The organism is Novosphingobium sp. BL-S-20, from assembly GCF_055521635.1.
Window position 1 is genome coordinate 2,557,171 of record NZ_CM145494.1, and the last position, 18,672, is coordinate 2,575,842.

The 18,672-nt window shown below is 65.9% G+C and carries 20 protein-coding genes; 7 read left to right on the forward strand and 13 right to left on the reverse strand.

Annotation, left to right across the window (positions count from 1 at the left end; translation table 11 throughout):
- Window positions 1-9 precede the first annotated feature (9 nt).
- From mraY to ACZ1II_RS19655, 11 genes are all read right to left on the reverse strand, one after another.
- Window positions 10-1,080 (reverse strand): phospho-N-acetylmuramoyl-pentapeptide-transferase, encoded by a 1,071-nt coding sequence (mraY, locus tag ACZ1II_RS19605; RefSeq protein ID WP_465145257.1) that lies wholly within the window; start codon window positions 1,078-1,080, stop codon window positions 10-12.
- Window positions 1,081-1,096: 16 nt separating this feature from the next.
- Window positions 1,097-2,614 (reverse strand): UDP-N-acetylmuramoyl-tripeptide--D-alanyl-D-alanine ligase, encoded by a 1,518-nt coding sequence (locus tag ACZ1II_RS19610; RefSeq protein ID WP_465145258.1) that lies wholly within the window; start codon window positions 2,612-2,614, stop codon window positions 1,097-1,099.
- A gap of 4 nt (window positions 2,615-2,618) precedes the next feature.
- On the reverse strand, window positions 2,619-4,079 hold the full coding sequence (locus tag ACZ1II_RS19615) for a UDP-N-acetylmuramoyl-L-alanyl-D-glutamate--2,6-diaminopimelate ligase (RefSeq protein ID WP_465145259.1): 1,461 nt from the start codon (window positions 4,077-4,079) through the stop codon (window positions 2,619-2,621).
- Between the two features lie 10 nt (window positions 4,080-4,089).
- Window positions 4,090-5,865: a peptidoglycan D,D-transpeptidase FtsI family protein gene (locus tag ACZ1II_RS19620; protein ID WP_465145260.1), complete on the reverse strand. Its 1,776-nt coding sequence runs from the start codon at window positions 5,863-5,865 to the stop codon at window positions 4,090-4,092.
- On the reverse strand, window positions 5,862-6,410 hold the full coding sequence (locus ACZ1II_RS19625) for a hypothetical protein (protein ID WP_465145261.1): 549 nt from the start codon (window positions 6,408-6,410) through the stop codon (window positions 5,862-5,864). The genes ACZ1II_RS19620 and ACZ1II_RS19625 overlap by 4 nt, the downstream gene beginning before the upstream one ends.
- Window positions 6,407-7,432, reverse strand: a complete 1,026-nt coding sequence (gene rsmH, locus ACZ1II_RS19630; RefSeq protein ID WP_465145262.1) for a 16S rRNA (cytosine(1402)-N(4))-methyltransferase RsmH — start codon at window positions 7,430-7,432, stop codon at window positions 6,407-6,409. Before rsmH ends, ACZ1II_RS19625 begins: the two co-directional genes overlap by 4 nt.
- Window positions 7,429-7,926, reverse strand: a complete 498-nt coding sequence (locus ACZ1II_RS19635; protein ID WP_465145263.1) for a division/cell wall cluster transcriptional repressor MraZ — start codon at window positions 7,924-7,926, stop codon at window positions 7,429-7,431. Before ACZ1II_RS19635 ends, rsmH begins: the two co-directional genes overlap by 4 nt.
- A gap of 318 nt (window positions 7,927-8,244) precedes the next feature.
- Window positions 8,245-9,150 carry a DUF4350 domain-containing protein gene (locus tag ACZ1II_RS19640; RefSeq protein ID WP_465147345.1) on the reverse strand — a complete coding sequence of 302 codons (906 nt, stop codon included), beginning with the start codon at window positions 9,148-9,150 and terminating at the stop codon, window positions 8,245-8,247.
- Window positions 9,047-9,400 carry a hypothetical protein gene (locus tag ACZ1II_RS19645; RefSeq protein WP_465145264.1) on the reverse strand — a complete coding sequence of 118 codons (354 nt, stop codon included), beginning with the start codon at window positions 9,398-9,400 and terminating at the stop codon, window positions 9,047-9,049. The genes ACZ1II_RS19640 and ACZ1II_RS19645 overlap by 104 nt, the downstream gene beginning before the upstream one ends.
- 16 nt (window positions 9,401-9,416) lie before the next feature.
- On the reverse strand, window positions 9,417-10,427 hold the full coding sequence (locus ACZ1II_RS19650; protein ID WP_465145265.1) for a cysteine synthase A: 1,011 nt from the start codon (window positions 10,425-10,427) through the stop codon (window positions 9,417-9,419).
- Between the two features lie 274 nt (window positions 10,428-10,701).
- On the reverse strand, window positions 10,702-11,019 hold the full coding sequence (locus tag ACZ1II_RS19655) for a 2Fe-2S iron-sulfur cluster-binding protein (protein ID WP_147218822.1): 318 nt from the start codon (window positions 11,017-11,019) through the stop codon (window positions 10,702-10,704).
- Between the two features lie 106 nt (window positions 11,020-11,125).
- Between ACZ1II_RS19655 and ACZ1II_RS19660 the strand changes: the two genes are divergently transcribed.
- On the forward strand, window positions 11,126-11,743 hold the full coding sequence (locus tag ACZ1II_RS19660; protein ID WP_465145266.1) for a DNA-3-methyladenine glycosylase family protein: 618 nt from the start codon (window positions 11,126-11,128) through the stop codon (window positions 11,741-11,743).
- A 12-nt stretch (window positions 11,744-11,755) separates the two neighbouring features.
- Here ACZ1II_RS19660 and ACZ1II_RS19665 read toward each other — a convergent pair whose 3' ends face one another.
- Window positions 11,756-12,049 (reverse strand): 4a-hydroxytetrahydrobiopterin dehydratase, encoded by a 294-nt coding sequence (locus ACZ1II_RS19665; RefSeq protein WP_465145267.1) that lies wholly within the window; start codon window positions 12,047-12,049, stop codon window positions 11,756-11,758.
- A 65-nt stretch (window positions 12,050-12,114) separates the two neighbouring features.
- On the opposite strand from ACZ1II_RS19665, the gene ccmA reads away from it, so the two are divergent.
- The 3 genes from ccmA (at window position 12,115) to ACZ1II_RS19680 (ending at window position 14,255) form a co-directional block, all read left to right on the forward strand.
- Window positions 12,115-12,696, forward strand: coding sequence for a heme ABC exporter ATP-binding protein CcmA (ccmA, locus tag ACZ1II_RS19670; RefSeq protein WP_465145268.1), 582 nt, complete (start codon window positions 12,115-12,117; stop codon window positions 12,694-12,696).
- Entirely contained in the window at window positions 12,693-13,352 is a 660-nt protein-coding gene (locus ACZ1II_RS19675; RefSeq protein ID WP_465145269.1) for a heme exporter protein CcmB, read from the forward strand. The genes ccmA and ACZ1II_RS19675 overlap by 4 nt, the downstream gene beginning before the upstream one ends.
- A gap of 456 nt (window positions 13,353-13,808) precedes the next feature.
- Complete coding sequence (locus ACZ1II_RS19680) at window positions 13,809-14,255, forward strand: hypothetical protein (protein WP_465145270.1); 447 nt, start codon at window positions 13,809-13,811, stop codon at window positions 14,253-14,255.
- 198 nt (window positions 14,256-14,453) lie between these two features.
- Here the strand turns inward: ACZ1II_RS19680 and ACZ1II_RS19685 are convergent, their stop codons facing one another.
- Window positions 14,454-15,614, reverse strand: a complete 1,161-nt coding sequence (locus tag ACZ1II_RS19685; protein ID WP_465145271.1) for an isovaleryl-CoA dehydrogenase — start codon at window positions 15,612-15,614, stop codon at window positions 14,454-14,456.
- A gap of 113 nt (window positions 15,615-15,727) precedes the next feature.
- On the opposite strand from ACZ1II_RS19685, the gene ACZ1II_RS19690 reads away from it, so the two are divergent.
- The 3 genes from ACZ1II_RS19690 (at window position 15,728) to ACZ1II_RS19700 (ending at window position 18,549) form a co-directional block, all read left to right on the forward strand.
- Window positions 15,728-16,609 (forward strand): LysR family transcriptional regulator, encoded by an 882-nt coding sequence (locus tag ACZ1II_RS19690; RefSeq protein ID WP_465145272.1) that lies wholly within the window; start codon window positions 15,728-15,730, stop codon window positions 16,607-16,609.
- Window positions 16,610-16,980: 371 nt separating this feature from the next.
- A complete protein-coding gene (locus tag ACZ1II_RS19695; RefSeq protein ID WP_465145273.1) occupies window positions 16,981-17,901 on the forward strand; it encodes a LysR family transcriptional regulator in 921 nt (306 codons plus the stop codon).
- A gap of 114 nt (window positions 17,902-18,015) precedes the next feature.
- On the forward strand, window positions 18,016-18,549 hold the full coding sequence (locus ACZ1II_RS19700; protein ID WP_465145274.1) for a phosphoribosyltransferase: 534 nt from the start codon (window positions 18,016-18,018) through the stop codon (window positions 18,547-18,549).
- The last annotated feature ends 123 nt before the right edge of the window (window positions 18,550-18,672 follow it).

The following is an 18,672-nucleotide window of genomic DNA, read 5'->3' on the forward strand; positions in this document are numbered from 1 at the left end:
AGACGCCCCTTATCGCAGCTTGAGGGTGGAGAGGCCGAGGACGGCGAGGACGATCGAGATGATCCAGAAGCGGATCACGACGGTCGATTCCTTCCAGCCCTTCTGCTCGAAGTGGTGATGGATCGGGGCCATGCGGAACACGCGGCGGCCGGTGCGCTTGAACCAGAACACCTGGATGATAACCGAGGCGGCTTCCAGCACGAAGAGACCGCCGACGATGGCCAGCACGATCTCGTGATGCGCGGCGACGGCAATGGCGCCGAGCGCGCCGCCGAGTGCGAGACTGCCGGTGTCGCCCATGAACACGGCGGCAGGCGGCGCGTTGAACCACAGGAAGGCCAGGCAGGCGCCGATGATCCCGGCGCAGAACACCGCGAGTTCACCCGCGCGCGGAACGTGCGGAATGCCGAGGTAGCTGGCATAGTCGACGCGGCCCGCGAGGTAGCAGATGATCGCGAAAGTGCCCGCCGCGATGATGACGGGCATCGTCGCAAGGCCGTCGAGACCGTCGGTCAGGTTCACCGCATTGCCCGCACCCACGATCACCACGGCGGCGAAGACGTAGTAGAACGGCCCCAGCGGAATGTAGCGGCCCGAGAGGAACGGCACGTAGAGGTTGGTGTTGAGCTGGCTGACGATGATGTAGGAGGCGATGCCCGCCACCACGAATTCCAGCGCGAGGCGCAGCTTGCTGGAAAGCCCGGCGGTGCTCCGCTTGGAAACCTTGTCGTAGTCGTCGAGGAAGCCGATGATGCCGAAGCCCACGGTCACGGCCACGCAGGCCCAGACGAAGGGGTTGGTCACGTCCATGAACAGGATCATCGAACTGACCAGCGCGGTCAGGATCATCAGCCCGCCCATCGTCGGGGTGCCGCGCTTGGCGAGGTGGCTCTGCGGGCCGTCCTCGCGGATCGGCTGGCCCTTGCCCTGGCGCACGCGCAGCATGTTGATGAAGCGCGGCCCGATCAGCAGGCCGAGGCCGAGCGCGGTCATCAGCGCCGCGCCCGAACGGAACGACTGATAGCGGAAGAGGTTGGACAGTCCCTCGAAATGGAACCATTCTGCGATAAGATACAGCATCTTGCGGGGTTGCCCCCTACCCTTCCTGTTTGTCGAGCGCGTTCACCAGGGAAGCCAGGCCCACCGAATTCGAACCCTTGACCAGAATGACATCATCCTTTTCGAGGCCGAATTCACGCAGTGCGTCCAGAGCTTCCCGCACAGTCAGGCAATGCGCGAAGGGCACGGCCTTGCCAAGCGGAAGAGCGGCGGATTTCCCCAGTTCCCCTGAATTTCGGGCCGCTTCAAGCACCTGCGCGAGCGGTGCCATCTCCTCGCCGACCAGCACGGCGTAATCGACGCCCGCTTCGCCGATCGGACCGGCGAGGGCGGCGTGATAGTCGGGGCCGTGACTGCCGAGTTCCTTCATTGCCCCGAGCACGGCGATCCGGCGGTGCGCGGGCGTGCGGCCGAGCTGTTCCAGCGTCGCGCGCATCGAGGCGGGGTTGGCGTTGTAGCTCTCATCGATCAGCAGCGCCTTATCGCCGCCGGACACGTCGATCTGGAGCCGCGCGCCCCGGCCCGGCAATCCGCCCATTTCGGCGAGCGCCACGCCTGCGGCGCCGAGGTCGCCCTTGACCCCGCGCACGGCGGCCATGACCGCGAGCGAGTTGATGACATGGTGCTCGCCGGGCGCGGCGACGGTGTAGCAGACCCGGCGGTCGCCCATGTCGATCGTCACCAGCGAGCCGCCGCCGATCGCCGGAACCGCATCGAGCAGACGGACATCGGCGTCACGCGCCTTGCCGAACGAGACGACTTGCGCGCCCGCGGCCAGCGCGGCTTCCTTCAGCCGGTTGAAATAGGGGCTGTCTGCCGGAATCACGGCCACGCCGCCCGCTTCCAGCCCCTCGAAGATTTCCGCCTTGGCGTCGGCGATGGCTTCCATCGAGCCGAGCATCTCGATGTGGGCGGGCGCGATCGTGGTGATGACCGCCACGTTCGGGCGCACCTGCCGGGTCAGCGCGGCGATCTCGCCCGCGTGGTTCATGCCCATCTCGAAAATGCCGAACCGGGCGCGGGCGGGCATCCGCGCGAGGCTGAGCGGCACGCCGACATGGTTGTTGTAGCTCTTGACCGAGCGGTGGGCATCGCCCCGGCTCGCGCGGTCGAGGGCGTCGAAGATCGCTTCTTTCACGCCGGTCTTCCCGACCGAGCCGGTCACGCCGATGATCGGGCCGCGTGAACGCTCGCGCGCGGCGGCGCCGAGCAGTTCCAGCGCTTCGGTGGTGTTCTCAACCAGGATATGCGGCCCATCGACCGGACGGTCGACCACGACCGCCGCCGCGCCCTTGGCAAAGGCGCCCTCGACGAAGCGGTGGCCGTCCATCGCCTCGCCCTTGAGCGCGAAGAACAAGTCGCCGCCCTGCACGTCGCGGCTGTCGATCTCGACGCCGGAAACGGCGAATTCACCGCTGGCCTCGCCCTTCATCACCCGCGCGAGCGTGGCGGAATCCCAGAGCGCGGGCCAAAGCGCGGAAGAAGACCACGGGGCAAGCGGGTTCGCCTCGGCCGTATCGGTAGGCCATTCGAGGATCCGGGCTACAGCATTCATCGCACTACCTTCCCTGCGGACCAGACATTTCCCTGGCCACGGTGACGTCGTCGAATGGCAGGACGCGCACTGCGTCGCCGCTGCCGATGATCTGCCCCTGTTCATGCCCCTTGCCGGCGATGAGGACGATGTCCCCACGTCCGGCTTCCGCGATGGCGGCACCGATCGCCTCGCGCCGATCGCCGATTTCCTTCGCGCCTTCGCCCATGCCCGCGAGCACCATGGCGCGAATCGCTGCCGGGTCCTCGCCGCGCGGGTTGTCGTCGGTGACGATCGCCACGTCCGCGCCTTCGCTCGCCACCCGGCCCATTTCCGGCCGCTTGCCCTGGTCGCGGTCGCCGCCCGCGCCGAACACCACGATCAGGCGCCCTTCCACATGCGGACGGAGCGCCGCGATCGCCGCCTCCAGCGCATCGGGCGTATGCGCATAGTCGACATAGACCGGCGCGCCTACCGAAGAAATCGCCGCGCGCTCAAGCCGCCCGCGCACGGTGACGAGCCGCTTCAGCGCATCGAAAGTCCGATGCGCGTCACCGCCGCTGGCCAGCACCAGCCCTGCCGCGACCAGCGAATTGGCCGCCTGATAGGCGCCGATCAGCGGAAGCTCGAGCACGTAGGCTTTGCCTTCGTGCTCGAGCTCCAGCTTCTGGCCGAGTCCGCCCGGCTTGCGACCCGAGAGGCGGATGCCGGTGCCCTTGGCACCAACGGTGAAAGTCTTAAGCCCGCGCTTTTCGGCATGGGCAATGGCCTTGTCGGACCAAGCATCGTCGGCCCAGATCACGGCGGTGCCGCCATCGACGACCACTTCGTCGAACAGGCGCATCTTCGCTGCGAAATAGTCGTCCATGTCGGCATGGTAATCGAGATGGTCGCGCGAAAGGTTGGTGAAGGCGCCCGCCGCCACGCGCGGCCCTTCGATGCGGAACTGCGAGAGGCCGTGGCTCGACGCTTCGTAGGCGACATGGGTGACGCCCTCGCGGGCAAGGCCGGTGAGATTGGCGAGGAAGGTCACGATATCCGGCGTGGTGAGGCCGGTGGAGACGGTCTCGTCGCTGGTGGTGACGCCCAGCGTGCCGATCGAGGCGGCGCGCTGCCCGGCCATGCGCCATATCTGGCGGGTCAGCTCGACCGTGGAAGTCTTGCCGTTGGTACCGGTGACAGCCACCAGCGTCTCGGGCACCGGCTGGAAGAACGGCGCGGCGAGGCGTGCGAAGAGACGGCGCGGTTCGGCATCGGCGAAGTGCACCGCGCCTTCGACTTTGGCGTCCGGATGGGCAACGATAGCGACGGCGCCTGCTTCGATGGCGGCGGCGATATAGTCCTCCCCGTTGAACTTCGCGCCGCGAAACGCGCCGAACACCGTGCCGGGCGCGACCTTGCGATGGTCGATGGCAAAGCCGGTCACGTTCGAGTCTGCACCCGCGAAAGAAACACCAGCAGCGGCGCAGAGGGCAGTCAATTTCATTCTTCCAGGCTCACTCTTCAGCGGTTCCGGCCGGGATCAGCGGCTTGAGGTCGGAAATGTCGATGTCGCGGGTCTCGTCGGGCATCACGCCGAGCAGCGGGCCGATGCGCGGGACGACGCGCTGGATCACCGGGGCCGAGTTCCACGCGGCGGTACGCTGGAACGAGGTCGCCTCGGTGCCCTGCGGCTCGTCCATCATGGCGATGACGACATAGCGCGGGCGGTCCATCGGGAAGGCGGCGGCGAAAGTCGCCACCAGCGAATGCTTGCGATAGCCGCCGACGCCGGGCTTTTCGGCCGAGCCGGTCTTGCCGCCGACGCGGAAGCCCGGCGCATCGGCCTTGCGGCCGGTGCCGTAGGACACGATCATGCGCAGCAGCTGGCGCATGCGGGCGCTGGTCGCGGCGGTGAAGACGCGGCGTCCGGCGGGGACCTCGGACGGCTCCAGCTTCTTCAGCGTCGCCGGACGCCAGATGCCGCCGTTGACGAGCGATGCGTAAGCAGAGGCAAGGTGCAGCGGCGTCACCGCGATGCCGTGGCCATAGGCGACCGTCATCGTGCGCAGGCGCGGCCATTCGCCGCGCGGCCAGAGCGGGAAGCCGCGCGCAGGCAGTTCGACATAGGGCCGCTGGTTCATCGCCAGCGATTCCATGGTCTTCTTGAGGCGTTCGCCGCCGAGTTCGTCGGCGATGTGCGCGGTGACGGTGTTCGACGAATGGATCAGCGTTTCCAGCACGTTCAGCGAGGAGCCGTAGTTGTGCAGGTCGTGGATCGTGAACTTGCCGACATGGACCGGCGTGGCCGGCCAGCGGCGGCGCAGATCGGTGATGACCCCTGCATCGAGCGCGGCAGCGACGGTGATCGGCTTGAAGGTCGAGCCGAGTTCGTAGACCTGGTTGGTCACCCGGTTGAAGCCGCGCGGCACGTCGCCCGCCTTGGCCTGCTCCTCGGTGATCACGAGGTCGCTGGGCTGGACGTGGTTGGGATCGAACGAGGGCAGCGATGCCAGCGCAAGGATTTCGCCGGTATCGACGTCGAGGATGACGCCCGCCGCGCCCTTGGCCTTGCTCAGCGCCATGCCCTTGCCGAGTTCGTCTTCCAGCGCGCTCTGCACGCGGAAGTCGATCGAGAGCGTCGCGGGCTGCGCGCGGCCCTCGGGGCTGGTGAGCTGCTTGTCGAAGGCCTGCTCCATGCCGACCTGGCCCTTGCCGAAAGTATCGACATAGCCGAGCACCGAGGCCGCCATCGAGCCTTGCGGATAGAAGCGCGTGGCTTCCTGCGGGTATTCCAGCGCCGGTTCACCCAGCGCGTGGACCTTGTTGGCATCCTCGGGCAGGATCGACTTGCGCAGATAGCCGGGCTTGTCCGAGGAAAGCTTGGCGATCAGTTCGGCGCGGTCGAGATCGGGGAAGATGCGGATCAGACCGTCGGCGACTTCGGCGGGCGTGTGGATCAGCGACGAGCCTTCGCTCATCGCCTTGGGGTTGAACCACAGCGAATAAGTACGGAACTCGCGCGCCAGCGGCACGCCGTTACGATCGACGATCTCGCCGCGCTGGGGCACCAAGAGGTCCGAGAGGTCGCCGCCGCGCACCGAAGGGCCGGTCACGCCGAGGTAGACGATGCGGAAGAACGCCAGCATCCCGATGAGCGTGAACACCCCCAGAATCCACAAGGTGCGCATCTTCGCCGTCAGCAGCGACTGCTGCCGGACGTTGAAAAGCTTGCGCCTGCCGGTCGAGACCGTGGTGGGGACCGCTCCGATCGGGAAGGCCGGAGCGTTCACTGCTGGGCGGCCTCCGCCACTTCGATCCGCGCGAGACGGCTGCCGAGCGCCGCGGCGTCGCGGGCCATCTGGTCGCGCTCGGGATCGCGATTCTTGCCGCCCGCACCCTTGGGTTCAGGCTGCGAGGCGGCGGCAGCGCCGCTTACCGGCGAGACCATCGCCAGCAGGCCGCCATTGTCGGCCGCGCCGTCCTCGCCGGTCTTGTCGGCATTGGCATAGCGGATCGGCGCCGGGGCGCCCGGCCCCACCGGCATACCCAGCGCGGCAAGCTGGCGCTCGCCCTCGATGTACTGGCCCGCGGTCGGCGCCTTGTAGCCGAACTCGACGTCGTTGAGTTCCTTCAGCGCCTGCTGGTTGGAGCGGGTCTGGAACTCGGTTTCCAGGAAGTTGATGTCCTGCTGCACCCAGACGATCCGCTTCTCGGTATCGTGGACCTGACTCTTCACCGCGTTGACGCGCAAGGTGAGGCCGATCGTCAGCGCCCCGCAGACCAGCAGCACGGAAATCCATCCAATCGAATGGACGCGATCGCGAGTGAGGTTCATGGGGCACTCCTGGGGTCTTTACGGCCATCGTGGGCCGCTGTTCTTGGGGGGGCTTGCGTTCGCACGGCGGCGCGCAGGGTTGCGGATCGGGAGCGGGGATTGGCGGTGAGTTCCGCCTCCCCCGGCCGCACGGCCTTGGCCACCTGTTCGAACGTCGCCTGCAGACCCGAACCCACTTGCGGCAAGTGCCGCGAAGTGGTCTGGGCCTGCCCGGCGGCGTCGCGCAGGAAGCGCTTCACCTTGCGGTCCTCGAGACTATGGAAGGTCACCACCGCCAGCCGCCCCCCGGCGCGCAGCAGGGTTTCGGCCCCTTCCATCCCGGCATCGAGTTCGTCCAGCTCTCCGTTCACATGGATACGGATTGCCTGGAAGCTGCGCGTCGCCGGATCCTTCGGCGCGGCAGCTCCTTTGTAATTCGGATTATAACCCACGGCCTTGCGGACCACGCGGGCGAGTTCGCCGGTCGTCTCGATCGGACGCGCCGCGACGATCGCGCGGGCCACCCGGCGCGACTGGCGTTCTTCGCCGTAGAGGTAGAGCACGTCGGCGATCTGGGCCTCGTCGGCCTCGTTCACGAAATCGGCGGCGGACATGCCCGCCTGGCTCATCCGCATGTCGAGCGGACCGTCGGCGCCGAAAGCGAAGCCGCGCTCGGCCTGGTCGAGCTGCATCGAGGAGACGCCGATATCCATGACGACGCCATCGACATGCGCGACGCCGACTTCCTCAAGCCCCGCGACCATTTCCGAGAAGCGGCGGGCATGCAGCACGAGGCGGGGCGGAACCGTGTCCAGTTCCGGCCACTTCGCGCGGTTCGCCTCGATCGCGGCAATGGCGTCGGGATCGCGGTCGAAGGCGTGCACGGTCGCGCCCGCGTCGAGCAGGCGGCGGGTATAGCCGCCCGCGCCGAGGGTGCCATCGACGATGACGTCGCCGCCCTGGGGGTTCAGGGCGGCGACGACCTCCTCAAGGAGCACCGGAACGTGGGGAACGCCCTCGGGTATGGTGCGAGAGGCGCTCATTTCTTCGACGCTTTCTGAAGTTCCTTGGCCGCCAGGCTGCGACAGGCGGTCTGCGCCGCCTTCCAGCCATCGTCCATTTCGTTGAGGTTTTCCGGGCTCCACACCGTGAAGAAGCGGCCGTTGCCGCGGAAGTAGAGCTGGTCGGTGACATTGGCGAGCGCGGCCAGGTCCTCGGGCAGGACGAAACGGCCGCTGCCGTCGAACGGCACTTCGTAGGAGGCGTAGATGTCGCTCGCGCGCTTTTCCGCGTCGAAGTCCTTGCCTGCGCGAACGGCCATTTCCTGCTGTTCGCGGATTTCCTGCTCGAAGTCCTGGATGCGAGAGAGACCGAAGCCGACAAGGCAGGGCCAACGGTCATGGGTGGTCAGGCAGAGCAGGTCCTTGCCGCTCGATTCGCGCACGGTGCCGCGAAATGCATTGGGCAGCACGAAACGGTTCTTGTCGCGTAGCAGCGAGAAGCCCTGTCCGTTGTAGATGAATGGCTGCCCAGCCATGATTCCCTGTTTCGCCCCTAAAGCTCGCTTCTCGGGCATGAGAGAACCCCGCCCCGCCGCGCAGTCGCGCGATGAGGTCCGCACCCTGTGAAGAGGGCACGACGAGACTCAGCCATTCCGATTGACATTGCTTTTATAACGGGAATTTTGGGGATTAAAGGGAAATGTGGGGATCAGCGGGAATAAATCGGCGGATTTCTTCGGATTTTCGGCACGGGTCGTCCCGCAGGCGAGTGGGTTAATCGCTGCTAAACTACAAAAATATCTGATTTCTAACGGGTTTTCCCGTAATCGAAGCCCAATGCCATACTTCCCCGCTCAATCCCCGGTTTCGGCCCAGCCTATCAGCGCCGAGAGGACTTTTCGCCGCAGGGCAAGCGAAGCGGGATCGTCCGATTCTTCGAGCACGGCGGCATCGGAAATAGCGAAAATCCGCCCCTTTTCGACCGCACACTGGGCCAAAAGGCCCTCAGCCTCCAGATGGCAGCGACCGGGGGCATCCCCGCTCGTCCCCATGATCCCGGATTTTCCCGGATCGGTGATGCGATCCCCGCCCGTCCCGTCCTTCCCCGAAAATCCCGAAAGGCGGAAACGTCCGGCGAGGTTCACCGGAATCGGCCCGAGCGCGGTCTCGACCAGACGCTCACCGGCAGGCTGGGCTTCGTCGAATTCCAGCCGCAAGCCCCAGCGCGCGAGGATCGGCGAGAGCAGCACGGTGTCCTGCGGCCTGCGCGGATCGCCCAGGGCATAACGGGTCGGCGCAGTCAGTAGCGGGTCAGCGAAGATCAGCACCCTGCCCCCTGCCCGCACCCAGCGGTCCAGCGCGACGTTCTCCTGCGGCGAAAGCGGGCGCGGCTGGGCGAGCACCAGCAGGGCGTCGCGGGGAAGCCGATCCGTCACCGTGTCGAGCGGGCGCAGCGTCCCGGCGGCCGACAGGACCGCGAGCGCCCAGTGCCGGGGGCGCTCCTTCTCCAGCAGTTCGCGGATGTCGCCGCTCTCTCCCCAGACGATCGGCAGGCTGGTGTAGAGGCCGATCTCGCGGTTGCGGCTAGAGGACGGCTGCGAATCGCCACAACCGGCGAGCGTAAGGGCACTCGCCAGCAGCAGAGCCTTGCGCAGCTTACTGAACGGCAGCGCCGCTCGCTTCCGCGTCTGTCGCCGTGGTCGGTGCCGGGGTCGGGCTGGGATCGGATGCGGGCACCACGCCGATATCCGCGAGCGGATCGCTGGCGGCCTTCTTCGGCTTGGCATCCACCGCGACGACCTGCTGGATCGGATCGGCGGTATCGATCAACCGCGTGCGATCGTTGATGATGTTCGCGAGCCCCACGATCAGGAGCATGGCACAGAGGCCGAACAGCCCTACCTGCAACCTGTGAACGGCCTGAGATCGCAGCTCACGACCCGTCGGCGGCACGAAGTGCTGCGGAGTGGTGATCTGCTCGACCATTTTAGGCGGAATGTGTCCTGCCATCGACAGACCGTTTACCTCAGGATTGCAGCCAGGGGAAGACGGGCAGATTCTTCGACTTCAACCATTCCGGATTGTACAACGACGAAAGGTAGCGGAATCCGGTGTCGCACAGGATCGTCGCCACGCGCGCGTCGCTCTTGCCTTCGGCCACCAGCTTGCGGCCCAGCGCGACCGCACCCGCGACATTGATGCCCGAGGACAGGCCGAGGCAAAGCCCCTCTTCCGACAGCAGGCGGCGCACCCATTCAAGGCCTTCCTCGTCCGAGATGCGGAACTGGGTGTCGATCGGCGCGCCTTCGAGATTGGCGGTGATGCGGCCCTGCCCGATGCCCTCGGCCACCGAATTGCCCTCGGCCTTGAGTTCGCCGTTCGCGTAGTAGTTGTAGAGCGCAGCGCCGTGCGGATCGGTGAGCGCGATCGTGATGGCCTCATCGAAGGCCTTGAGGCCCATTCCGGTTCCCGCGATCGTGCCGCCGGTGCCCGCTGCACAGGTAAAGCCGTCGATGCGGCCTTCCATCTGCTGCCAGATTTCCGGCGCGGTGCTTTCGATATGGGCCTTGCGGTTGGCGATATTGTCGAACTGGTTGGCCCAGATCGCGCCCGGCGTCTCTTCGGCAAGGCGGCGCGAGGTGTGGACGAAGTGGCCGGGGTTCGAGAACGGCGCGGCCGGAACCAGCACCAGCTCGGCGCCGAGCGCGCGCAGCGTGTCCATCTTCTCGCGCGACTGGGTCTCGGGCATGACGATGATCGTCTTGTAGCCCAGCGCATTGGCGACGAGCGCAATGCCGATGCCGGTATTGCCCGCCGTGCCCTCGACGATGGTGCCGCCGGGCTGGAGCAGGCCCTTCGCCTCGGCATCGCGCACGATCCAGAGGGCGGCGCGGTCTTTCACCGAGGCGCCGGGATTCGCGAATTCGCACTTGCCCCAGATCTCGCAGCCCGCGGCTTCGCTCGGTCCCTTGAGCAGGACGAGCGGGGTGTTTCCGATGAGGTCGAGAGTGGCGCGCTGGGGAATGGGTGCAGTCATGGCCGCACAGGTAGGAAGTCCGGCGGAAAGGCGCAAATGATTTGCGCGTTTATCCTTCAAAACGGGATTTTTGCTTCACCGGGAGCCCGAAGTTCCATGTGCATGGAACGCCCTGAAAGCGGGCAAACGCAAAAAGTCGGTGAGTTTCGTTCCATGGCGGAGCGAGAGTGGTGGGCTTCGAGAACCGGCGCGCAGCGTACTTAAGTACGTGAGCACCGGAAGCGCAGAAGCCCGCCGTTCGTAGCCCGTCAGGGGGCGAAAATCGCCGGCTTTTTCAGTCTTCCGCGGCGATCGTGACCTTGCAGCCTTCGAGCGCGGCGGTCACCGGCACCTGGCACGACAGGCGCGAGAATTCGTTGCGGTGGTCGGAGCTGTCGAGCAGGTCGTTCTCGTCCTCGCTCATTGCGGGAAGCTTGTCGACGAAGGCCGGATCGATATGTACGTGGCAGGTCGCGCAGGAGCAGCAGCCGCCGCAGAGGGCCAGAAGCTCGTCGAAACCGCCGTCGCGGATCGTTTCCATCAGGGTGCGGCCTTCGACGGCCTCTACGGTGGATTCTTCGCCCGATTGATTGATGACGATGATCTGCGGCATTCTCGTCGATCCCCTTGGTCATAGTGCATGCAGGACAACATGCTTGTCATGGCTTTTGACGCCGGCTGCTAATGGCTGGCACCTCCTTTTGCAAGGTAATCGACATATGGGCTTGAGCGCTGACGCACTGAAACTGGGCCTCGACGCCATCGCCGCGAAAGAGCCGTCCATCGCCCGCGCTCTGGATGCCGCGGGCTATCCCGAACCGCGCATAAGGCCGACCGGATATGCCACCCTGCTGCGCACGATCGTCGGCCAGCAGGTCTCGGTGGCAGCAGCCTCCGCCGTGTGGAAGCGGCTGGAAGACCTGCTTGGCGAAGGGATCGCACCGGAAGCCGTACTGGCCGCCGATTTCGAGGCGCTGCGCGCCTGCGGACTGTCACGCCAGAAGCAGGGCTATGCCCGCAGCCTCTGCGAACTGGTCTCCGCCGGGACGCTCGACCTGGAAAATCTCCCCGAAGACGACGAGGAGGCGATTGCCCAGCTCGTGCAGATCAAGGGCATCGGCCGGTGGTCGGCAGAAGTCTATCTGCTGTTTGCGGAAGGCCGGACGGACATCTGGCCTGCCGGTGACCTTGCCGTGCAGGCCGGGCTGCACAAGATCATGGGGCTGGTAGCGCGGCCAAGCGAAAAGGAAGCGCGCGAACTGGCCGAAGCCTGGCGCCCCCATCGCGGCGCCGCCGCGATCTTCACCTGGCACTGCTACAACAACCCCGCGCTCTGAAAGCGCGGGCGTTCAGGGGGCGATGGCGTTTATGAAAAGGGCCATGTCCACGTCGCGGCGGCTGAGGCCGCCTGCGTCGTGCGTGGTCAGCGTGATCTCCACGCGGTTGTAGACGTTGAACCACTCAGGATGGTGATCGACTTTCTCAGCCTGGATCGCCACGCGGGTCATGAAGCCGAAAGCTGCGTTGAAGTCCGCGAACTTCAGCTTGCGAACCACGGCGAGACCGTCCTCGCGCAAGTCCCAGCCAGGCAGCGCGGCAAGCGCTTCCTCGCGCTCGGCATCGGTAAGGCGGGCTATCGACATGGCGTAACTCCGTGAAGCGGCGGCCAACTTGGCACCTGCGCGGCTTTCCACTATCGCGTGACCCCATGCAAGGGGCCTCCATCGCCATCGACGATCTCGCCTGCCGCCGCGGCGACAGACTGCTGTTTCGCGGCGTCTCGGCGCGGCTGGCGGCGGGTCAGGCGCTCCAGATCACCGGCAGCAACGGCATCGGCAAATCGAGCCTGCTGCGGATCGTCGCCAGGCTGGCTCCCGCCTTCGCCGGAACCGTCGCGAGCGAAGGCGCGATCGGCCTCGTCGACGAACGCCCGGCGCTCGATCCGGCGCTGACGCTGGGCGGCGCGCTGGCGTTCTGGCGGCAGATCGACGGCGGCGACGACGAACACCAACTCGCCCGGCTCGGCCTCGAAAGCCTGCTCGACGTTCCGGTGCGCTATCTCTCGACCGGACAGAAGAAACGCGCCGCCCTCGCCCGCCTGCTTGGACAGCGGGCGGAAATCTGGCTGCTAGACGAGCCGCTCAACGGCCTCGACACTCATGCCGTCACCCTCACCGAAACACTCGCCGCCGAGCACTGCGTGCGCGGCGGCATTGCCCTGATCGCCTCGCACCAACCCTTTAGACTACCCGGCATGCAGACGCTCCCGCTTGCGGAGTTCGCGGCATGAGCGGACGGGTCCTCCCCCTGCTCAAGCGCGACCTTGCGCGCCTGCTGCTTGGCGGACGGGGCGGCGGCGCGCTGCTGCCGATCCTGTTCTTCCTCTGCGTGGCGATGCTCTACCCCTTCGCGGTCGGACCCGATGCGCCGCTGCTGGCGAAGACGGGCGGCGGGATGATCTGGGTGGCCGCGCTGCTCGCCGCGATCCTGCCGCTCGACCGGCTCGTCGAGCCCGATATCGACCTCGGCCTGTTCGACCAGTGGGCCCTTCGCGGCATTTCGGAGGAACTGGTGATCGCCGTGCGGGTGATCGCCCACTGGCTGAGCTTCGGCCCGCCACTGATGCTGGCGGCCCTGCCCGCCGCCGCCCTGCTCGGGCTGGACGGCGATAGCCTGCTCACTGTCGAGATCGGCCTGCTGGCGGGAACGCCCGGCCTCGCCGCACTCGGCGTGACGGTGGCGGCGCTGACCGCGGGCCTGCGCGGCGGCACCGCGCTGGCCGGATTGCTGGTCATTCCGATGGCGGTACCGATCCTGATCTTCGGTGCCGGAAGCCTCGGCACCGGGGGCGAGAGCGGTCTGGCACTGACCGCCGCCGCCAGCCTCGTCCTGCTCGCCATCGCGCCTTTTGCAGGCGGCGCGGCAGTGCGCGCGGCGCGCGGCTGACCGGCTCCGCAGTTTTCCACAGCCGCGCCGCAACCGTAGCCGCCCTCCCCCCGGGCCGATTCGCGAAAACGGAACGAATCGGACTCTGCCGATTCGAATCGCCCGCGATTCGCAATCATGCTCCGGCATGTTCGCCGACCGACTTTTCGTGTGGAAAATCTCGCCCGCAAATCTGCACACCTCACCGACCACGCAAATGGCGCCGGCTGTGGACAATGTCGGTAAAACCCCAGGATAACTGTGGCAAAACCACTGGATTTTCTAGGAAAAAGTGGGCCGGGGCGCTCTCTCGCGCATAGCGTGAGATCGCCCCGGCCCAGTCGACAGGAAGGGCAGGACGGCGCCCCATGACAAACGCCGGCCCTAGGTCCTTGGTGCAGGCTTGACGGGCAAGACAAGCTGCGTAGACATAGCTAATGATAATCATTCTCAAGTGCAAGCCCAAGGAGAACAGGCATGTATCAATATGTCGATCGCCCGCTTAATTCGCTCGACGAAGGATGCCGCTTCCTGGTCTGGTCCATGCGAGCCTGGGTCACGACTCTGGCCCGCCGCCAGTGCCCCGCACAGGCCCTGGCACCGGCTTTCGCCAAGTGGCGGATGATCGGCGGCCTCCAACCCTTCCACCGCTCGATGCTGCTGTTCAACCGCGACGCGCTGGAGACTTTCGCCTTCTGCCCGATGGCCTGCAGCCACGTTTCCGAACACGAGGCGGTGATTCTCGAACTCATCACCTCCCTGCGCGACCGCGGCCCGCAGCAGACACGCGACACGCTGGAGATGGTGATCTCCGAAGACAGCGTGGGCGATATGCTGGAGACCCTCTCCAAACTCGGCGCGGCGATGGCGATTGCGGGGATTTTCCCCGGAGAGCCGGTGGCGGCGAAGAACCTTCGGCATTGAAGGGCAAGGGAAGAAGCAGGGGTTAACACCCCTGCACCCCAATACCGTCTAGGTCACGCGGGCCGGCTCCGTAGCGCGCCCATGGCTGCGTCGGGAGACTTATTGGCTGCGCCGCAATGAGCGCACCACGGATAGGTAGCGCGCAAGGTAGACATTCCGAGGGTCCGGGGGATCATCCCCCGGAATCTTCCCGTCGCCTTAAACCCCAATCAACTCCCGCCCAATAAGCATCCGCCGAATCTCGTTCGTCCCAGCACCGATATCGAGCAGCTTGGCGTCGCGCAGATAGCGCTCCACCGGCCAGTCCCTGGTATAGCCTGCGCCGCCGAGCGCCTGCACCGCCTCGCCCGAGACGCGGAAGGCGTTCTCGCTCGCCAGCAGGATCGCGCCTGCCGCGTCGAAGCGCGTGGTCTGCCCGGCGTCGCAGGCGCGGGCGACCGCGTAGACATAGGCCCGCGCCGATTGCAGCGCGACGTACATGTCCGCCACTTTTGCCTGCATCAGCTGGAACGTGCCGATGGCGGTGCCGAACTGGCGGCGCTCGCGGACGTAGGGGATCACGGTGTCGAGGCAGGCCTGCATGATGCCGATCTGGAGGCCGGCGAGCACCACGCGTTCGTAGTCGAGGCCGCTCATCAGCACTTTCACGCCGCCATGGAGCGGCCCCATGACGTTTTCGGCGGGCACGAAGCAGTCGTCGAACACCAGTTCGCACGTGGGCGAGCCGCGCATGCCCAGCTTGTCGATCTTCTGGCCGATCGAGAAGCCGGGCATGTCCTTTTCGATCAGGAACGCGGTGATGCCTTTCGAACCGGCTGCGGCATCGGTCTTGGCGTAGACGACCAGCACTTCGGCATACGTGCCGTTGGTGATCCAGAACTTGGTGCCGTTGAGCCGGAACCCGCCCTCCACTGCGTCCGCGCGCAGCTTCATGCTGACGACATCCGATCCGGCGCCGACTTCGGACATGGCGAGGCTGCCGACGTGCTCGCCGGAGATCAGCTTCGGCAGGTACTTGGCCTTTTGTGCGTCATTGCCCCAGCGGCGGATCTGGTTGACGCAGAGGTTGGAGTGCGCGCCGTAGGAGAGGCCCACCGAGGCCGAAGCGCGGCTGACTTCCTCCACCGCGATCACATGCTCCAGATAGCCGAGGCCGGTGCCGCCCCACTCTTCCTCGACGGTCAGGCCGTGGAGGCCGAGTTCGCCCATCGCGGGCCAGAGTTCGCGCGGGAACCAGTCCTCGGCATCGACGCGGGCGGCGAGCGGGGCGATCTGTTCGTCGGCGAAGCGGGCAACGCTTTCGCGAATCATCTCGGCGCTTTCGCCCAGTGCGAAATCGAAGTCGGGGGTGGCTTTCATCTCATCTTCCCAAAACGCACGGCCCGCGTTCCTGCGGCCTTTCCGGGGAGACTATCGAATGGTCATGACTCAAACAAATTGAAACTTGCACGGCCTTTGAATAGATTTTTCCAATGATAAAGCGCACGCATATCCGGCATTTTCTGGCGGTCGCCGATTCCGGCAGCTTCAAGCAGGCGGCGGCGCGGCTGCATGTGACCCAACCGACCGTCTCGACCAGCATTGCGGAACTGGAAAAGCTGGTCGGCTCGGTGCTGTTCGTGCGCGACCGGCGCCATGTGCGGCTGACCGAGGCGGGCGGCGCTTTACTGCCGATCGCCCGCGACCTCGAAGCCGGTTTTCGCCGCGCCGACCAGTTCGGGCGCCCCGTGCAGGAGCAGTGGCCGGGCCTCAGGCTAGGCGTGATCCCGACGATTTCCGGGCCGATGCTGGAGCGCATTGCCCGCGAACTTTCGCGCGATTTCGGGATCGAACTGGTCGAAGGCGACGATCGGGAGCTACGCGGCCAGCTTGCCAGCGGGAAGATCCAGCTTGCCCTGACTTTGCTCGGAGAGAGCGATGGCAGCGCCGATCCGCTGCTGGAGGAGCCATACGTCCTCGTCATGCCCGCCACCCACCGCTTTGCCGGTCTAGAAGCGGTTGCACCGCAGGACCTTGCAGGAGACATCATGATCGCGCGGCGGTCCTGCGAGGTGCTGCAAAGGACCAGCCGCTTCTTCACCGATGCCGGGGTGCGCCCGCGCTTTGCACTGCGCAGCGAGAACGAGGACCGCTGCATGCGCATGGTCGCGGCGGGTCTGGGCGTGACGGTGGCGCCGCGCTCGCTGGCACCTGCGGGGACGGCGACGGCCGAGATCGTCGGTTATGGATTGAAACGCAGGTTGGGGCTGGTTCGCGGCGCGGCCCTACTCGAAGCCGCACCCGAAGAGGCAAAGGAAAGACTGACGACGACGCTGGAGATCGTCACCGCCAGCCTTTCCCTTCCTAGGCCCTGAACCCCGAGATTCGATCCAGCTGCCCACCCTTTGCGGGTGGTGCAGCAAGTCCGATATTGTCTTGTAACCCCGTCAATATGCCCCCTTGCAGGCCCCGATTTCCCGGCTTCCAGGTAATCGGACCCCATCCTGCAAGCGGGGGCGCCACTGCAAACGGGGTCCCTTTTTACACCCGTCCGCAGCAATGCGCCCCCAGCCGCCATGCAACAACGAACCTTCCGCGACCTCGTTGGGAGGAGAAATCGCGTCCGGTATCGCATCGCACGTTTCGGCGTTGCCCAATGCGTAAAGTCCTGACACGATACGCGCAAACGCAATGAATTCGACGAAGCGTTGCAAAAATTAGAGCAGGTCCGAAAAGCACCCGATCCATGCCGGTATTCTCTCGCTTCCTTCGCTACTTCCTGGCCGTCGGCCGCCTCGGTTCGATCCGCCGCGCGGCGGACGAGCTGAACGTCTCCGCCTCCGCGATCGACCGGCAGATCCTCAACGCCGAAGCGCAACTGGGCCTCCCCCTGTTCGAGCGCCTGCCGACCGGACTGCGCCTCACCGCCGCCGGCGAGATGATGATGGCCTCCGGCGTGCAATGGCAGCAGGACTTCGCGGGACTGCGCGCGCGGGTGGAGGACTTGCGCGGCCTCAAGCGCGGCCATGTCGATATCGCGGTGATCGATTCGTTGGCGCGCGGGCACGTCCCGGCCACGATCCACGCGATCCAGCAGCGCTATCCGGGCATCACCATGGGCGTGCGCGTGCTCGGCAACGACGCCGTGCGCCGCGCCGTGATCGACGGCGAGGTCGATTTCGGCATCCTGTTCGAACCACAGTCCTACCGCGAACTCTCGGTCCGCGCTTTCACTGAAGTGGTACTGGGCTTCGTCACCCCGCCCGATCACCGGCTGGCGAAAATGGCCGCCGCGCGCTTCTCGATCTGCGCCGACGAGCCGATGATCGTCCCCTCCGCTCCGCTCGGAGTGCACCAGCAGATCGCCGTGCTCGAAGGCGCGACCGGCGTGACGCTCGACCGGCGGGCCAGCTCGGACAATATCGAGACGATCACCGCCCTCGTTCTGCAAGGCGCAGGCATCGGCGTGCTTACCTCGCTCGACGTCCGCACCGAAGTGCAGCGCGGCCTGCTGGCCTTCACCCGCATCTCCGATTCGCTCCTACGCCCCATGACGCTGGCACTCTGCACCGCCACCGCCCGAACCCCCTCCTACGCCGCCGCCATGGTGCTAGGCGAATTCGAGACCGGCTTCGCCCAGCTCGGCCATTCCATTTCAGCCACTTAGCGACACCGGCACTCAGACGCATCCGCCCCGGCGCTTCGCGCAATTGCGAATTTCGGGCAAAACCGATAAGCGGAGGCGCTTCCTCCTCACATTCCCGTTCAGGACGTGCCCACCATGAGTGAAGCTTCCGAGCCGCAGCTCCATTTTCTCGAATACTACGAAGACTTCCTCGCCAAAGTCCGCCAGCTCTCGCGGCAGGTGCAGAAGAACGACTGGCAACCCGACTTCATCATCGGCCTGGGCCGCGGTGGACTGGTTCCGGCGGTCTATATCTCGCACCAGCTTGCGCTGCCGATGCTGTCGATCGACCACTCCGCCAAAATCCCCGGCTTCGCCGACGAACTGCTGGCGAAAGTCGCCGCGATGAGCGCAGAAGGCACGCGCATGCTGTTCGTGGACGACATCAACGACACAGGCGGCACCATCGAATATATCCGCAGCCAACTCACCCAGGGCGGCGGCAACCACGACAACCTGCGCTTCGCGGTGGTCATCAACAACAAAAGCTCCAAGGTCGAAGTCGACGTCTGGGCAGACGTGATCGACCGGGCCGACGACAAGCGCTGGTTCGTGTTCCCGTGGGAGTCGGTCGGCACGCGCGAGAGCATCGTCGAAGAGGCGCTTTCGGTGCCGGAGCGGTTGGCCTGAAGGTTTGAGGTTTGAAGGTTAAGGGAAGACGCAGGGGTTAACACCCCTGCACCCCATTACCGTCCAGGTCACGCGGACCAACTCCGTTGCGCGCCCATGGTGGCGTCGGGAGACTTAATGGCT

What these genes read in the sequence shown, in the direction of transcription:
- ACZ1II_RS19680 (WP_465145270.1), top strand. Translation starts at nt 13,809, where the DNA reads ATGTATCAATATGTCGATCGCCCGCTTAATTCGCTCGACGAAGGATGC.
- ACZ1II_RS19645 (WP_465145264.1), bottom strand. Translation starts at nt 9,400, where the DNA reads ATGGCAGGACACATTCCGCCTAAAATGGTCGAGCAGATCACCACTCCG.
- ACZ1II_RS19635 (WP_465145263.1), bottom strand. Translation starts at nt 7,926, where the DNA reads ATGGCTGGGCAGCCATTCATCTACAACGGACAGGGCTTCTCGCTGCTA.
- ACZ1II_RS19675 (WP_465145269.1), top strand. Translation starts at nt 12,693, where the DNA reads ATGAGCGGACGGGTCCTCCCCCTGCTCAAGCGCGACCTTGCGCGCCTG.
- ACZ1II_RS19700 (WP_465145274.1), top strand. Translation starts at nt 18,016, where the DNA reads ATGAGTGAAGCTTCCGAGCCGCAGCTCCATTTTCTCGAATACTACGAA.
- ACZ1II_RS19685 (WP_465145271.1), bottom strand. Translation starts at nt 15,614, where the DNA reads ATGAAAGCCACCCCCGACTTCGATTTCGCACTGGGCGAAAGCGCCGAG.
- ACZ1II_RS19690 (WP_465145272.1), top strand. Translation starts at nt 15,728, where the DNA reads ATGATAAAGCGCACGCATATCCGGCATTTTCTGGCGGTCGCCGATTCC.
- ACZ1II_RS19615 (WP_465145259.1), bottom strand. Translation starts at nt 4,079, where the DNA reads ATGAAATTGACTGCCCTCTGCGCCGCTGCTGGTGTTTCTTTCGCGGGT.
- ACZ1II_RS19650 (WP_465145265.1), bottom strand. Translation starts at nt 10,427, where the DNA reads ATGACTGCACCCATTCCCCAGCGCGCCACTCTCGACCTCATCGGAAAC.
- ACZ1II_RS19625 (WP_465145261.1), bottom strand. Translation starts at nt 6,410, where the DNA reads ATGAACCTCACTCGCGATCGCGTCCATTCGATTGGATGGATTTCCGTG.
- ACZ1II_RS19655 (WP_147218822.1), bottom strand. Translation starts at nt 11,019, where the DNA reads ATGCCGCAGATCATCGTCATCAATCAATCGGGCGAAGAATCCACCGTA.
- ACZ1II_RS19665 (WP_465145267.1), bottom strand. Translation starts at nt 12,049, where the DNA reads ATGTCGATAGCCCGCCTTACCGATGCCGAGCGCGAGGAAGCGCTTGCC.
- ccmA (WP_465145268.1), top strand. Translation starts at nt 12,115, where the DNA reads ATGCAAGGGGCCTCCATCGCCATCGACGATCTCGCCTGCCGCCGCGGC.
- ACZ1II_RS19695 (WP_465145273.1), top strand. Translation starts at nt 16,981, where the DNA reads ATGCCGGTATTCTCTCGCTTCCTTCGCTACTTCCTGGCCGTCGGCCGC.
- ACZ1II_RS19660 (WP_465145266.1), top strand. Translation starts at nt 11,126, where the DNA reads ATGGGCTTGAGCGCTGACGCACTGAAACTGGGCCTCGACGCCATCGCC.
- ACZ1II_RS19610 (WP_465145258.1), bottom strand. Translation starts at nt 2,614, where the DNA reads ATGAATGCTGTAGCCCGGATCCTCGAATGGCCTACCGATACGGCCGAG.
- rsmH (WP_465145262.1), bottom strand. Translation starts at nt 7,432, where the DNA reads ATGAGCGCCTCTCGCACCATACCCGAGGGCGTTCCCCACGTTCCGGTG.
- mraY (WP_465145257.1), bottom strand. Translation starts at nt 1,080, where the DNA reads ATGCTGTATCTTATCGCAGAATGGTTCCATTTCGAGGGACTGTCCAAC.